Source organism: Kitasatospora sp. NPDC093102, assembly GCF_040683915.1.
Taxonomy (GTDB): Bacteria; Actinomycetota; Actinomycetes; order Streptomycetales; family Streptomycetaceae; genus Kitasatospora.
The window spans coordinates 399,464-413,336 of the sequence record NZ_JBFBFA010000001.1 but is presented as its reverse complement, the minus strand read 5'-3'; the positions used below and the strand labels follow the sequence as shown (position 1 = coordinate 413,336).

At 72.5% G+C, this 13,873-nt stretch carries 17 protein-coding genes; 12 read left to right on the top strand and 5 right to left on the bottom strand.

What is annotated here, in order from left to right:
* Nucleotides 1-104: 104 nt before the first annotated feature.
* Nucleotides 105-788 (bottom strand): UbiX family flavin prenyltransferase, encoded by a 684-nt coding sequence (locus AB0O11_RS01935; protein WP_363380755.1) that lies wholly within the window; start codon nucleotides 786-788, stop codon nucleotides 105-107.
* A 90-nt stretch (nucleotides 789-878) separates the two neighbouring features.
* On the opposite strand from AB0O11_RS01935, the gene AB0O11_RS01930 reads away from it, so the two are divergent.
* From AB0O11_RS01930 to AB0O11_RS01910, 5 genes are all read left to right on the top strand, one after another.
* Nucleotides 879-1,622: a cyclase family protein gene (locus AB0O11_RS01930; RefSeq protein ID WP_363380752.1), complete on the top strand. Its 744-nt coding sequence runs from the start codon at nucleotides 879-881 to the stop codon at nucleotides 1,620-1,622.
* A gap of 67 nt (nucleotides 1,623-1,689) precedes the next feature.
* Entirely contained in the window at nucleotides 1,690-2,406 is a 717-nt protein-coding gene (locus tag AB0O11_RS01925) for an MOSC N-terminal beta barrel domain-containing protein (protein ID WP_363380749.1), read from the top strand.
* Between the two features lie 99 nt (nucleotides 2,407-2,505).
* Nucleotides 2,506-2,898 carry a GntR family transcriptional regulator gene (locus AB0O11_RS01920; protein ID WP_363380746.1) on the top strand — a complete coding sequence of 131 codons (393 nt, stop codon included), beginning with the start codon at nucleotides 2,506-2,508 and terminating at the stop codon, nucleotides 2,896-2,898.
* A complete protein-coding gene (locus AB0O11_RS01915) occupies nucleotides 2,895-3,779 on the top strand; it encodes an ABC transporter ATP-binding protein (protein WP_363380743.1) in 885 nt (294 codons plus the stop codon). The genes AB0O11_RS01920 and AB0O11_RS01915 overlap by 4 nt, the downstream gene beginning before the upstream one ends.
* Nucleotides 3,776-4,768, top strand: a complete 993-nt coding sequence (locus AB0O11_RS01910; RefSeq protein WP_363380740.1) for an ABC transporter permease subunit — start codon at nucleotides 3,776-3,778, stop codon at nucleotides 4,766-4,768. Before AB0O11_RS01915 ends, AB0O11_RS01910 begins: the two co-directional genes overlap by 4 nt.
* Nucleotide 4,769: 1 nt before the next feature.
* Here the strand turns inward: AB0O11_RS01910 and AB0O11_RS01905 are convergent, their stop codons facing one another.
* A complete protein-coding gene (locus AB0O11_RS01905) occupies nucleotides 4,770-5,147 on the bottom strand; it encodes a VOC family protein (protein WP_363380737.1) in 378 nt (125 codons plus the stop codon).
* Complete coding sequence (locus tag AB0O11_RS01900) at nucleotides 5,144-5,959, bottom strand: TetR/AcrR family transcriptional regulator (protein ID WP_363380734.1); 816 nt, start codon at nucleotides 5,957-5,959, stop codon at nucleotides 5,144-5,146. The genes AB0O11_RS01905 and AB0O11_RS01900 overlap by 4 nt, the downstream gene beginning before the upstream one ends.
* A gap of 99 nt (nucleotides 5,960-6,058) precedes the next feature.
* Between AB0O11_RS01900 and AB0O11_RS01895 the strand changes: the two genes are divergently transcribed.
* The 6 genes from AB0O11_RS01895 (at nucleotide 6,059) to AB0O11_RS01870 (ending at nucleotide 10,546) form a co-directional block, all read left to right on the top strand.
* A complete protein-coding gene (locus AB0O11_RS01895) occupies nucleotides 6,059-7,282 on the top strand; it encodes an FAD-dependent oxidoreductase (RefSeq protein ID WP_363380732.1) in 1,224 nt (407 codons plus the stop codon).
* A 45-nt stretch (nucleotides 7,283-7,327) separates the two neighbouring features.
* On the top strand, nucleotides 7,328-8,083 hold the full coding sequence (locus AB0O11_RS01890) for an alpha/beta hydrolase (protein WP_363380729.1): 756 nt from the start codon (nucleotides 7,328-7,330) through the stop codon (nucleotides 8,081-8,083).
* Between the two features lie 37 nt (nucleotides 8,084-8,120).
* Nucleotides 8,121-8,759 carry a hypothetical protein gene (locus AB0O11_RS01885; RefSeq protein WP_363380726.1) on the top strand — a complete coding sequence of 213 codons (639 nt, stop codon included), beginning with the start codon at nucleotides 8,121-8,123 and terminating at the stop codon, nucleotides 8,757-8,759.
* Between the two features lie 98 nt (nucleotides 8,760-8,857).
* Entirely contained in the window at nucleotides 8,858-9,652 is a 795-nt protein-coding gene (locus AB0O11_RS01880) for a hypothetical protein (RefSeq protein ID WP_363380723.1), read from the top strand.
* A 73-nt stretch (nucleotides 9,653-9,725) separates the two neighbouring features.
* On the top strand, nucleotides 9,726-10,064 hold the full coding sequence (locus AB0O11_RS01875; protein WP_363380720.1) for a hypothetical protein: 339 nt from the start codon (nucleotides 9,726-9,728) through the stop codon (nucleotides 10,062-10,064).
* Nucleotides 10,065-10,147: 83 nt separating this feature from the next.
* Nucleotides 10,148-10,546 carry a hypothetical protein gene (locus tag AB0O11_RS01870; protein ID WP_363380717.1) on the top strand — a complete coding sequence of 133 codons (399 nt, stop codon included), beginning with the start codon at nucleotides 10,148-10,150 and terminating at the stop codon, nucleotides 10,544-10,546.
* 36 nt (nucleotides 10,547-10,582) lie between these two features.
* Here the strand turns inward: AB0O11_RS01870 and mqnP are convergent, their stop codons facing one another.
* Both mqnP and AB0O11_RS01860 read right to left on the bottom strand, forming a co-directional pair.
* Nucleotides 10,583-11,479, bottom strand: coding sequence for a menaquinone biosynthesis prenyltransferase MqnP (gene mqnP / locus AB0O11_RS01865; protein ID WP_363380714.1), 897 nt, complete (start codon nucleotides 11,477-11,479; stop codon nucleotides 10,583-10,585).
* Nucleotides 11,476-12,933, bottom strand: coding sequence for a menaquinone biosynthesis decarboxylase (locus AB0O11_RS01860; RefSeq protein ID WP_363380711.1), 1,458 nt, complete (start codon nucleotides 12,931-12,933; stop codon nucleotides 11,476-11,478). The genes mqnP and AB0O11_RS01860 overlap by 4 nt, the downstream gene beginning before the upstream one ends.
* Nucleotides 12,934-13,026: 93 nt before the next feature.
* Here AB0O11_RS01860 and AB0O11_RS01855 point away from each other — a divergent pair, with 93 nt between their 5' ends.
* Complete coding sequence (locus AB0O11_RS01855) at nucleotides 13,027-13,449, top strand: PLD nuclease N-terminal domain-containing protein (RefSeq protein ID WP_363380708.1); 423 nt, start codon at nucleotides 13,027-13,029, stop codon at nucleotides 13,447-13,449.
* Nucleotides 13,450-13,873: the final 424 nt, after the last annotated feature.

Genomic DNA, 13,873 nt, shown 5'->3' with positions numbered 1-13,873 from the left:
TTCCGAACCTCTCCAGACCCACAGATCATTATCCGGTTTCAAAGGCGCTGCGCGCCGACCGACCCGGATATCGCAGAGAAGATACTCTCCCGCCCTCGGTCTCCTCACTCCCCCTCAGGCCGGACGCCGCCGCTGTCGTCCGCGCGGCGGGCCGCCGCCCCCAACTCCCCTTCCCAGCGCAGGTACAGGGAATGCGGCACGTCGACGGCGTCCAGCACCCTTCCTGCCACGAAATCCACGAGCTCGCGCGCGGTGGAGCCGCCGGCGTAGAAACCGGGCGAAGCGGGCAGGACGACCGCCCCCTGTGCGTCGAGCTCCACCAAGTGCTTCAACGTCACCCCGTTGAGTGGTGTCTCGCGCACGCAGACGACGAGCGGGCGGCGCTCCTTGAGGGTGACGCTGGCGACGCGCTGCAACAGGTCCTTGCTCAGGCCGAGCGCGATCCCGGCCACCGCGCCGGTGGTCGCGGGCACCACCAGCATGCCCTTGGCGGGGTAGGAGCCGCTGGACGGGCCGGCCGCGAAGTCCCCGGCGGACCAGTAACGGACGTCGTCCAGGCCGTCGTCCGGGCCCTCGGTGCCGAGCCAGGCGGCGAGGTCGGCGCGCCAGTGGGCGTCCCGGAAGGAGATTCCGGTCTCGTCCAGGATGGTGAGCCGGGCCGCGCGGCTGACGATCAGGTCCACCGCCTCGCCGGCGGCCAGCAGCGCACGGATCACCGAGGCCGCGTACGGCGTCCCCGACGCGCCCGAGACCCCGACCACCCACGGCTGACGCTTCGCAGTTCCCATGGGGCAATTCTGTCCCGGCTCCACCTGTGCGTTCGGCCCGGGCGGGCCGGGAGGGGTCCGGAAGCCCCCCGCCCCTGGAAGGATGGGCGCATGGCAGCGACCCTCGTCGACCTCACCCATCAGGTGACCACCGCGATGCCGGTCTACCCCGGCGATCCGGCCGTCCTGCTGGAGCCCGCGCTCACCACGGCCACCGCCGGAGTGAACGTGCTGGCCCTGCACCTCGGCTCGCAGTCCGGGACGCACGTGGACGCGCCGTACCACGTGGACGTCACCTGGCCGACCCTGGACGGGCTGCCGCTGGAGCGGTTCACCGGCCCGGCCGTGGTCGCCGACCTGCGCGGGCTGGAGCCCCGGGCGGCCGTCACCCCCGAGCTGCTGGCGCCCGCGCTGGAGCGGGCCGCCGGGGGCACCGTCCTGCTGCTGGCCACCGGCTGGGCCCGGCACTGGGGCACCGACGCCTACCTCGCCCACCCCAGCCTGACCCCGGCCGCCGCCGAGGCGATCGTCGCCGCCGGGGTGCGGACGGTCGGGGTGGACGCGCTCAGCGTCGACCCGACCCCCGACCCGGGCCCGGGCGACCCGGCCGTGGCCGCCCTGCTCGCCGACCTCACCGACGAGCACGACCACGGCACCGCCGACGAGCCCTCGCTCGCCGCGCACCGGGTGCTGCTGGGGGCGTCCGGCGGCGGGGTGATCGCCGAGAACCTGACCGACCTGCGGCCGCTGCTGGCCGCCCAGGAGGCCGGGCTGCCGGTGGAGGTCTCGCTGTTCCCGCTGCGGCTGGTCGCGGCGGACGGCGCACCGGTACGGGCGGTGGCCCGGCTGGGCTGAGCGGACGGTACCCGCCCCGACACTTGGTCTAGACCATCCCCCGTCAACGCCAGTACGCTTTCCGGCCATGGCTGAGATCATCGGAGTGATCGAGCGACTCTGGCGCTACCCCGTGAAATCCACCGGCGGCGAGCGGCTCGACTCCGTCGAGGTGGACGAGCGCGGCCTGGCCGGAGACCGCCTCTACGCCGTCCGCGACGCGGCCGGGAAGCTCGGCTCGGGCAAGAACACCCGCCGCTTCCGCCGGATGGACGGCCTGCTCCGCCTCTCCGCCCGGCTCGGCCACCGGATCGACGGCCCCGAACTGTTCGACCCGCTCGGCCGCCCGGTCGACCGGCCGAACGCCTTCCTGCGCGCCTACCTCCAGCACGAGGACGTCGAACTCGCCCGCGAGGACGCCGTCTCGCACTTCGACCGGCTGCCGGTCAGCGTGCTCAGCACCGCCACCCTGGACTGGGTCCGCGAGGCCGCCCCCTTCGCCGTGGTCGACGAGCGCCGGTTCCGCCCCAACATCGTGCTGCGCACCCCGCCCGGCACCCCGCCGTTCGTCGAGGACGCCTGGCTCGGCCGCCAGGCGTCCGGCGAAGCCCCCGGCAGCGCCCGGCTCGCCTTCGTCGCCTCCAGCGAGCGCTGCGTGATGACCGCCGCCCCGCAGCCCGGGCTGCCGCACGCGCCCGAGATCCTCAAGGCCGTGGTGCACGCCCACGACGGCCGGCTCGACGCCCTCGCCGAGGTCGCCGCCCCCGGCCGTCTTCGGGTCGGCGACCGGCTGGCCCTGGACTGACCGATCATCTCCGACCGTTCGTCAACACCTCTTTCCGGTTGACGACTTGACCTTCGTGCGCCCATCCTGTCTTACTGTCATAAGACAGGAGAACAAGTAGTGATCGAGTTCGTCCTCGACGGCCGCTCGCGGGTCGCCACCTACATGCAGCTCGTGCTCCAGGTGAAGCAGGCTCTGCGGGTCGGACTGGCCCGGCCGGGCGACCAGCTGCCGAAGGTCCGCGAGGTGGCGCGCGCCCTGGCGATCAACCCCAACACCGTCCTGAAGGCCTACCGGGAACTGGAGTTGGAGGGGCTCGCCGAGGGGCGGCCCGGCGTGGGGACCTTCCTGGTCGGCACGCTGGCCGGTCCCGCGCTGGCCAACCAGGCCGAACTGCGCGAGGACCTGGTGGTCTGGCTGCGCAAGGCCGAAGCCGCCGGGCTCGCCCACGAGGACATCGCCGCACTGATCGACACCACGATGCGGGCCACGCTCAATTGGGGGAAGACATGACGGAAGTCGCACTGGAAACACGAGGGCTGGGCAAGCGGTACGGCAAGGCCTGGGCGCTGGAGGGCTGTTCGCTCCAGCTGCCGGCCGGGCGGATCGCCGCGCTGGTCGGCCCGAACGGGGCGGGCAAGTCCACCCTGCTGCACCTGGCCGTGGGACTGCTGGAACCGGATGCCGGCGAGGTCCGGGTGTTCGGCCGCGATCCCCGGCAGGGCGTCGAGGCGCTGGCCGGGATCGGGTTCGTCGCCCAGGACACCCCGCTCTACCCGGACTTCACCGGCGACGAGCTGATCACCATGGGCGGCAAGCTCAACCGCCGCTGGGAGGCCGCCACCGCCCGGGACCGGCTGGTCCGCCTCGGCATCCCCCTCGACAAGCCGGTCGGCCGGCTGTCCGGCGGCCAACGCGCCCAGGTGGCACTGGCGTTGGCGCTGGCCAAACAGCCCCGCCTGCTGCTGCTGGACGAGCCGGTGGCCGCGCTCGACCCGCTCGCCCGGCACGCGTTCATGCAGGAGCTGATGGGCGCCGTCGCCGAGAGCGGCACCACCGTCCTGCTCTCCTCGCACCTGCTCGCCGATCTGGAGCGGGTCTGCGACCACCTGGTCGTGCTGAACACCGCACAGGTCCAGCTGACCGGCGCGGTCGACGACCTGCTCGCCGAGCACTGCACCCTGGTCGGCCCCCGGGTGGGCCCCGGCCCGGTCCCCGGCGTCGCCGCGGTCGTCCAGGCCAGCCACACCGAGCGCCAGTCCACCCTGCTGGTGCGCACCGACCGGCCGGTGGACGAGAGCATCTGGACCGTCCACCCGGTCACCCTCGAAAACCTCGTCCTCGCCTACCTGGGCGCGGGCGACACCCGGCTCTCCCCGGAGGTGGCGGCATGACCTGGCTGATCTGGCGCCAGCACCGCAAGCAACTGCTCTGGACACTCGTCGCCCTGGCCGCGCTGACCGCCGTCATGGTGCCCACCGGCCTCACCATGCGCGGCACCTTCGACCACAGCGGCCTCGGCGCCTGCCTCGCCGGACTCGGCCACGAGACCGTGCTGACCGGGGCCGGCGGCTGCGAGGGCCTGAACCAGCGCTTCCAGAACCAGTACGGCGGGTTCGCCTACGTCGCCATCCTGTTCGTCCTGCTGCCGGTGCTGGTCGGGCTGTTCTTCGGCGCGCCGCTGGTCGCCCGCGAGGTGGAGAACGGCACCCACCGCCTGGTGTGGACCCAGGGGATCAGTCGGCGGCACTGGGCGCTCGCCAAGTTCGGCCTGGTCGGCGGCGCTTCGGTGCTGCTCGCGGTCACGTACGCGCTGGGCGTGGCCTGGTGGCTGGGGCCCCTGGTCGCCTCCGGCCTGGGACGGCTGGGCTACCTGAGCTTCGACGTCCAGGGCGTCGCCCCGATCGCGTACACCCTGTTCGCGGTGGCACTCGGCGTGTACACCGGCACGGCGGCCCGCAAGGTACTGCCCGCCATGGGGATCTCGCTGGCCTCGTTCGCCGCGGTGCGCATCCTGGTCGAGACGGTGGCCCGCCCGTCCTTCCTCCCGGCGAAGACCATGACGTACGCGGCGGAGAGCGGGCTGCTCCCCAACCGCTACGCCGGGGACTGGGTCTACGACCAGGTGGTGCGCAACGGCTCCGGCGAGGTCGTGCTGCACGACGGGCAGATCGGCTGCCCGCCTCCCGGGGGCCCGGGGGCCGCCGACTGCGCCAGGAACATGGCCGAGCACGGCTTCGGCGCCGGGCCGTACACCAACGCGCTGGAGTACCAGCCCGCCGACCGGTTCTGGACCTTCCAGGCGATCGAGTCGGGCCTGTTCCTGGCCCTGACCGCGCTGCTGGTGTTCCTCGCGGTACGGCGGATCCGGCGGATCTCGTGAGTCAGGCCCGGTGCGCGCGGACCAGGCAGAAGAAGTGCCCGGCCGGGTCGGCGTAGATCCGCCACCCGCCGGCATCGTGCAGCCGGACGGCGCCGAGGGCGAGCACCTGCCGCTCGGCGTCGTCGAGGTCCGCCACCTCGACGTCCGGATGCGCCTGCTGCGGGTGCTCCGGGTCGGCCCAGCGCGGCGGCCGGTGGTCGGCGACGCGCTGGAAGCAGAGCACCGCGCCGTCGTCGAGGTGCAGCGTGGACCAGTCCGCGCCCAGCGACCAGCGCCGGTCCGGGCGGTCCACCTCGCCGCCGAGCAGGCCGGCGTAGAAGCGGGCCAGCACTGCCGGGTCGGGGCAGTCGAGCACGAGGCACTGCAGTGTGCCGATCACGGTTCTCCTCGGGTCGGGGTCCGGTCCGCACAGTCTGCCCCGGGGAGGGCGACCGCCCGCAGGTAGGACTCGGCGAACAGCTCGGTGGCCTCCTCCACCGCGGGCAGCACGGCACCCAGCATCGGGCTCAGCACGGGCCGCAGCAGCAGGTGGCTGACCACCGGCCCGAACAGCAGCTGGACCAGCACCGGGAACGGCAGCGGCCGCAGGCGGCCGGCCTCGACGTGCGGCAGCAGCAGCCGGCCCAGACAGTCCAACAGCCGCGGGAGGCTGGCCGTCATCACCCGGGCCGCGGGGCCGTCCGGCCGGCTGAACAGGTCTCCGAAGACCGCCGGGACGATCCGCGGTTCGCAGGTGAAGCTCGCCACGAAGGTCCGGTAGAGCGCCCGGACGGTGTCCTCCAGGCGCTCCGGCGGGTCGGCCGCGAGCACCTCCAGGTCCGGCAGCGGGCCGTACTGCTCGAAGACGGCGGCGAGCAGGCCGTCCCGGCCCTCGAAGACGGTGTGCAGGCTGGGCACCGAGCACTCGGCACGGTCCGCGACGGCGTCCAGGGTGACCGCGCCCAGGCCCCGTTCGGCCACCAGCCAGGCCGCCGCCCCGATCGCGCGCTCCCGCACCGGCGGCCGTCCGCCCGGGTCGTGGCCCGCCTGCCGGACGGCCTCGTCCAGCGCGGCCCGGGAGCCGCCGAGCCGGCGCAGCAGCGTGCTGCGGGAGATGCCGGCCGCCGCCGCGATCGCCGTCAGCGGGACGTCCGCGACGTCCTGACCCCGCTCCCCTGCCGCCGCGAGGGCCGCTGCCACCAGATCCTTCATGTGAAGCATCGTACTACTTGACACCTGAGACGGTTCCAGAGAGTCTCTATATGCGAGTTCCATACGGGAGGTCGCGAGCGGAACCGAGGGGAGAGAGCCATGAGCGTCGTCATCTCCGGGGGCGGACCGGCCGGCATGATGCTGGGCCTGATGCTGGCCAGGGCCGGGGTCGAGGTGACCGTGCTGGAGAAGCACGGCGACTTCCTGCGCGACTTCCGCGGCGACACCGTCCACGCGTCCACCGTGCGGCTGATGGACGAACTCGGGCTGGGCCGGAAGTTCGCCGCACTGCCGCAGAACCGGCTCGGCAACCTGGTGGTCCCGGTGCCGGGCGCCGGCCGGGTCGCGATGAGCGCCTTCGAGAAGCTCCCGGCGCCGTACAACTACATCGCGATGGTCCCGCAGTGGGACCTGCTCGACTTCCTCGCGGAGGAGGCGAAGCAGGAGCCCACCTTCACGGTGCGGATGAACACCGAGGCCACCGGGCTGATCAGGGAGCACGGCCGGGTGGCCGGCGTCCGCTACCGGACCCGGGACGGCGAAGAGGGCGAGATCCGGGCCGCACTCACCGTCGCCGCCGACGGCCGGCACTCCACCCTGCGCCGGGAGGCGGGGCTGGCGCCCGAGGAGTACCCGGTGCCCTTCGACGTCTGGTGGTTCCGGCTGCCGCGGCACGCCGACGAGCAGGCCGTACCGCCCAGCCTCGCCCCGAGCTTCGGGGACGGCGAGATGGCGCTGAGCCTCACCCGCGAGGACTACTTCCAGATCGCCTACTTCAAGCCGAAGGGCACCGACCCGCAGCTGCGCGCCGAAGGCATCGAGCGCTTCCGCGCCCGCATCGCCCGCCTGATGCCCCAGTACGCCGACCGGGTCGACCGGTTGGCGAGCATGGACGACGTCCACCTGCTCGACGTCAGGCTCAACCGGCTGGACCGCTGGTACGTGGACGGGCTGCTGCTGATCGGCGACGCCGCCCACGCGATGTCCCCGGCCGCCGGGGTGGGCATCAACCTCGCCGTCCAGGACGCCGTCGCGGCCGCCGCCCTGCTCGCCGAACCGCTGCGCCACGGCCGCCCGACCGTCGCGGCCCTGGCCCGGGTGCAGCGCCGTCGGTGGCGACCGACCGTGATCATGCAGCGCCTGCAGCGGATCCTGCACCATGTGATGTTCGAGCCCGTCATCACCGGCCGCCGGGTCGGCCCGCCCACCCAGCTGGTGCTGCTCGCCCGCTACGCCCCCGGCTTCCCCCTGCTGCTGTCCCGCCTGATCGCCTTCGGTCCGCTCCCCGAGCACGCCCCGGCCTTCGCCCGGCGCGACGCCTGAGCCCCGCTCGTTCGGGCGGGCGGTTCACGGGGAACGACCGGTGGCATGACGATCCCTCACCGCTTGACCGGCACCGGCGACCACCACGTCCTGGTCCTGCACGACTGGTTCGGCACCAGCGCGGGCTGGGGCCCGTTCCTCGACTACCTCGACGGCGGCGCCTTCAGCTACGCCTTCCTCGACTACCGCGGCTACGGGCAGCGCAAGGACGTCCCCGGCACGTACACGCTCGCCGAGATCGCCTCCGACGCGCTCGCCCTGGCCGACCAGCTCGGCTGGGACCGCTTCTCGCTGGTCGGCCACTCGATGGGCGGCAAGGCGGCCCAGCAGGTGCTCGCCGAGGCACCGCTGCGGGTGCGCAAGCTGGTCGGCCTGGCCCCGGTGCCGGCCGGGGCGTACCCGCTGGACGAGGCGGGTGCGGCGCTGTTCTACGGCGCCGCCGAGGACCGGGAGAAGCGCTTCGCCATCCTGGACCTGGTCACCGGCCGACGGGCCGGCCGGGTCTGGCTCGACCACATGGTCGACCAGTCCCTGCGGCTGTCCACCCCCGAGGCCTTCGGCGGCTACGTCCGCGACTGGGCGACGGCCGACCTGGAGCGCCGGATCGACGGCAACCCGGTGCCGGTCAAGGTGATCGTCGGCGAGCACGACCTCGCCCTGACCGCCGACGTGATGCGCGGCACCTTCCTCACCCACTACCCCAACGCCGAGCTGGAGGAGCTCGGCGGCAGCGGGCACTACCCGATGTACGAGGCCCCGGTGGCCCTGGCCTCCGCCATGGAGGCTTTCCTGCACAACTGAGGCCACCCCGCCGGGGCTTCCGTATGATCCGGTGATCATGACCGATCAGGAACTCCGGCACCGTCTGGACCGCATCCGCCACCAGCGCGGACTCCTCACCCCGGGCGAGCTGATGCTGCTCGCCGACCAGGGCGTGGTGGTCCTCGACCCGTTCTCGGTGCTGGTCTCGCGGCGGGTGACGCTGCGGGCGGGGACCGTCCTGTACCCGGGCGTGACGATCGAGTGCGACGCGGACAGCAGCTGCGCGCTCGGCCCGGGCGCCGTCCTGCACGGCGGCACCCGGGTCGTCGCGACCGGCGGCGGGCGGATCACCGTCGGACGGCGCGCGCAGATCGGCGAGGGCGGCGCCGTGATCAAGGCGGGGGCGGGCGAGACCATCGAGCTCGGGGACGAGGTCAGGATCACCAACGGCGCCGAGCTGACGGGCTGCTGCCGCCTCGGCACCGGCGCCCAGATCCTGGGCCCGATCTCCGCCCGCGCGGTCGAGCTCGCCGCCGGCCGCCCCCACACCCACCCCGATCCGGACGGCCGCGGCGGCGTCCTCAAGGGCCACGGCCGTGCCCGGGGCATCCGCGTCGGCGTCGGCGAAGTCGTCAACGGCAACGGCGACTTCGCCACCGCCCCACTCGAACGCCAGCGCACGTACCACCCGGAGGCGCCCCGGCTGAGCAGCTGACCGCGCGCGGGAGTTGGCGCGCGCCGGGTAGACGCTGGCACATGGATCCGATACCCGTGCACATTGGGCGTCTCATCCTTCTCGCTTACGTTCGATGCATGACAAATAAGCGAGTTGACGACACGCCGCCGGTGCTGGTAATCGGCGCCTCCGGGGCGGTCGGACGGCACGTCGGGCTGCAGCTCGCGGCCTCCGGCGTACGGGTACGGACCCTGACGCAACGGGAGTTGCTCGACCCGGCGTCGCTGGAGGCGGCGGTGCAGGGTGCGGGCGCGGTGCTGCTGGGGTGGCCGTTCCCGACGGCGGACGGGGCGACGGAGGCCGTGGGCGTACTGGCCCGGGAGGTCGGGCGGGTGGTGTTCCTGTCGTCGTCCGTCCCCGGCCGGCCGGACGGCGGGGTCGAGGCGCTGCTCGCCCGCAGCGGGGTACCGCACACGGTGCTGCGGGCGCACGGCTTCGCCGCCGCGCTGCAGTGGGCCGAGGAGATCAGGGCCGGGGGCGCGGTGCAGGGCTACGGCGGTGCGGCCGGGCTGAACCCGGTGGACGAGCGCGACATCGCGGCGGTGGCCGTCCGCGCCCTGGTCGAGAACGGCCACGACGGCGCCCGGTACGTCCTGACCGGACCGGAGTCGCCCACGCAGGCCGAACAGGTGGAGATGATCGGCGCGGCCGTCGGCCGCCCGGCCACGTGGCAGGAGATCCCCCGCGAGACCGCCCGCCGCCGGATGTCCGCCACCGGCCGGCTCCCGGCCGCCGTCGACGGCGCCCTCGACTTCCTCCACGCCCGCATCGCCGCCCCGGAGCCCGCCACCACGACGGTCCAGGACCTCACCGGCCACCCCGCCCGCAGCTTCCGCGCCTGGGCGACAGATCACGCGGCCCTGTTCCGCTGAGCCGGCCCGCTCGTGGGGATGTCCGGCAGCCGGGGTCGACCTTGACCCGAGGGCAGGCCTCAGGCTCATGGGCATGACGACGAACACGAACGCGAAGCCGAGCCCCGACTCCCCGTGGACCGGCATGGTTCCGGTCGAGGACACCGCTCTGGCCGTCACCGACAGCGGCGGCGCCGGCCACCCGGTGGTGTACCTCAACGGCTCGTACGCCACCCGGAAGAACTGGCGCCCCACGATCGCCGAACTCGGCGGCGGCTACCGGCACATCACCTTCGACGAGCGCGCCCGCGGCAAGCCGGAGCGGGCGTCCCGCTGGCCGAGGTCGGGCCGATCCTGGACACCGACCCCGACGGGTTCGCAGCCTCCCTCGTCGAGGTCGAGGAGAGCCTCACCGACAGGATCGAGGAGCTGATCGCCCGCCGCGAGACGCTGCGGCAACTCGCCCACGGCGACCGGGTCCTGCTGCCCGAACGCGCCCTGGCGCTGCTGGACCGGATGCCCGCGCTCGGCTTCGCCGCACAGGACGTGACGACGGCCCGCGAGGCCCTGATCCTGGTCCGGGCCCTGATGCCGGAGGGCTTCGAGGAGTACCTCGCCCAGATCGAGCACGGCCTCGACGATCCGAAGCACGTCGCCATCGTCAAACTGACCTGGGCCGCGGGCAGCTGGGACCCCGACGACCCGAGGATCGAGGAGCTCGCCGCCGAAGTCGCCGAGCACTTCATCGCCGATCCTTCCCTGCTGCCCACCCTGTCCGGCCTCCAGGACCGCGAGGACGGCAGGACCCGCAAGGAACTCCTCACCCGTCACGGCGAGGACGAGCGACCGGGCTGGACCCGGCTGACCACCCTGATCGAGCAGAAGGTGCGGGCAGCCGGCATCGACGTCCGGTAGGGCGCCGGGGGGTGGGCCGACGCGGTCGGACGCGGATCAGATCCCGAGCCCGCGAACGACCAGGTCCACCAGCGCGAAGAAGAACAGCGAGATCCCCACGAAGCTGTTGGTCTGGAAGAACGCCCGGTTGAGCTTCGACAGGTCGTTCGGCTTCACGATGGTGTGCTCGTACACGAACGCGCCCGCGACGACCACCAGGCCGATCCGGAACGCCACTCCGGCATCCGTCAGGACCGCGAACCAGCCCAACAGGAGCGTCGTCAGGACGTGGCACACCCGCGCGCCCCGGATCGCCGCCGGCACGCCGTACCGCGCGGGCACCGAGCGGACCCCGTTCTCGCGGTCGGACTCGACGTCCTGGCAGGCGTAGATCAGGTCGAAGCCGCCGATCCAGATGCCGACCGCCGCACCGAGGACGACCGCGTCCCACGACCAGCTGCCCGTCACCGCGAGCCAGGCGCCGACCGGGCCCATCGCCTGGGCCAGGCCCAGGATCGCCTGCGGGAAGTCGGTGAACCGCTTGCCGTACGGGTAGACCACCATCGGCACCACGGCGACCGGCGCGAGCGCCAGGCAGAGCGGGTTGAGCATCGCGGCCGCGCCGAGGAAGACCACCAGCGCGACGGCCGAGCCGACGTACGCGGTCTTCAACGACACCGCGCCGGTGACCAGTTCACGCGTGGCCGTGCGCGGGTTCCGGGCGTCGATCTCGCGGTCGATGATCCGGTTGGCGGCCATGGCGAAGGTGCGCAGCCCGACCATGCAGACCGTGACGACGAAGAGCTCGCCCCAGTGCACCCGCTCGTCCGCGAGGAACATGGCCGTCAGTGCGGCGATGTACGCGAAGGGCAGGGCGAAGATCGAGTGCTCGATCATCACCAGCCGGAGGAACGCCTTCGTGCGGCCGGGAGTCTCGATCGCAGCGGTGCTCACAGCCCGTACTCCTTCCAGCGACGCGACACCAGCGCGGCCGTCGCCGGGTCCGAGGACACCATCTCGGGCCAGCCGCCGTCGCGGGTGTAGCCCTCCTCGGGGAGCTTGCGGGTGGCGTCGATGCCGGCCTTGCCGCCCCAGAACTGCTGGTACGAGGCGTGGTCCAGGTGGTCCACCGGGCCCTCGACCACGGTGAGGTCGCGGCTGTAGTCGACGTTGCCGAAGGCCCGCCAGGCGACTTCCTGGTAGTCGTGCACGTCGCAGTCGGAGTCCACCACGATGATCAGCTTGGTCAGCGACATCATGTGCGCGCCCCAGATCGCGTGCATCGTCTTCTGGGCGTGCTTGGGGTACTTCTTGTCGATCGAGACGATCACGCAGTTGTGGAAGCCGCCGGCCTCGGGCAGGTCGTAGTCGACGATGTCCGGGATGATGATCTTCAGCAGCGGCAGGAAGAACCGCTCGGTGAACTTGCCCAGCGGGCCGTCCTCCGTCGGTGGGCGGCCGACCACGATGGACTGGAGGATCGGGCGGCGGCGCATCGTCACGCAGTCGATCTTCAGCGCCGGGAAGGGCTCCTGCGGGGTGTAGAAACCGGTGTGGTCGCCGAACGGGCCCTCCGGCAGCATCTCGCCGGGCTCCAGCCAGCCCTCGATCACCACCTCGGCGTCGGCCGGGACCTGGAGCGGCACCGTCTTGCAGTCGACCATCCGGACGCGCTCCCCGGCGATGAAGCCGGCGAAGAGGTACTCGTCGATGTCCCCGGGCAGCGGCGCGGTGGCCGCGTAGGTGACGGCCGGCGGGCAGCCGAAGGCGATCGCGACCGGGAGGCGCTCGCCCCGCTTGGCCGCCACCGCGTAGTGGTTGCGGCTGTCCTTGTGGATCTGCCAGTGCATGCCGATGGTGCGGCGGTCGTGCCGCTGGAGCCGGTAGAGGCCCAGGTTGCGGATGCCGGTGTCCGGGTCCTTGGTGTGGGTCAGGCCCAGGTTGAAGAAGGAGCCGCCGTCCAGCGGCCAGGTGAAGAGGGCGGGCAGTTCGTCCAGGTCGACGTCGTCACCGGTGAGCACGACCTCCTGCACCGGGGCGTCGCCGGACTTCACGTGCCGGGGCGGGACGTGCGCCATCGAGGCGAGCTTGCCGAAGGCGTCCCGGAAGCCGGTGAAGCCCTGCGGCAGCTCCGGCTTGAGCAGGCCGGCGATCTTCTCGGAGATGTCGTCCGGGCCCTTGAGCCCGAGCGCCTTGGCCAGCCGCCGCTCGGTGCCGAAGACGTTCATCGCCAGTGGCATCGACGAGCCCTTGACGTTCTCGAAGAGCAGTGCCGGGCCCTTGGCCTTCTGCACCCGGTCGACGATCTCGCCGATCTCCAGGTGCGGGTCCACCTCCGCCTTGATGCGCTTGAGGTCGCCCTCACGGTCGAGGGCCCGGAGAAACGAACGGAGATCGTCGTATGCCATGCATGTCAGTATCCGCCACCCGATAGCCTGGCTCGGTCAAGGGCCCCTGGAAGGCGCCCGCCGCCGTCGTCGCCCGGGGGGGAGATCCCAGCCGTGCCGAGGATTCTTCTGACCATCGTCCTTCCGCTCGCGCTCTGGGTCTGGGCGTTCGTGGACTGCCTGACCACGCCCGAGGACGAGGTGAAGCACCTGCCCAAGGTGGTCTGGGTGCTGATCGTGCTGCTCTTCCCGCCGCTGGGCCCGATCGCCTGGCTGATCGCCGGCAAGCAGCGCGGCTTCCTGCGGGCCGCGCCCGCCGGGGCCCACCCGGGGTACCCGGCCGACGACCGCCCGGGCCGCACCGCAGCGCGCGGCGGGCGCCCGCTGGCGCCGGACGACGACCCCGAGTTCCTCGCCTCGTTGAAGAAGAACAACAAAGAGCACGAGGACATGCTCAAGCAGTGGGAGGCCGACCTGCGCCGTCGCGAGCGGGAGCTGCGCGACCGCGACGAGCCCGAGGACGGCAGGAAGAGCTGATCGCAACGGTCCGCCCGCTCGCTCGGACAGCCCACCCCCACCAGTCGGGGTGGGCTGCGGCATTTTTGGCGCTTCCCTACGACTGCCGGACCGCTCACCCGCCCGGCGACCCACCGGCCGGCGGGCTTGAGCGGACCTTGAGCGCGACCCAAGAGGGCCGGCCTACAGTACTGGAAGACGGCCCTGACCTGCGCTTTTCCTCATGCTCAGATCATCGGACCATCACCTGCCCGACAACCCCCGGTACCCGAATGACCACCGAGCGCTCAGTGCCCGAACCAACCACTTCTGTACAGGCCTGACAGCTAAACGAACTCGACCTTGTACGGAATCGACGCCGAAACCAGCGCACGGCCCCTCGTACAGTCATAAGTGAAGAAAGTGATTCGCAGCCGGGGGCACAGCAGACGTTGGCTGTCGGACA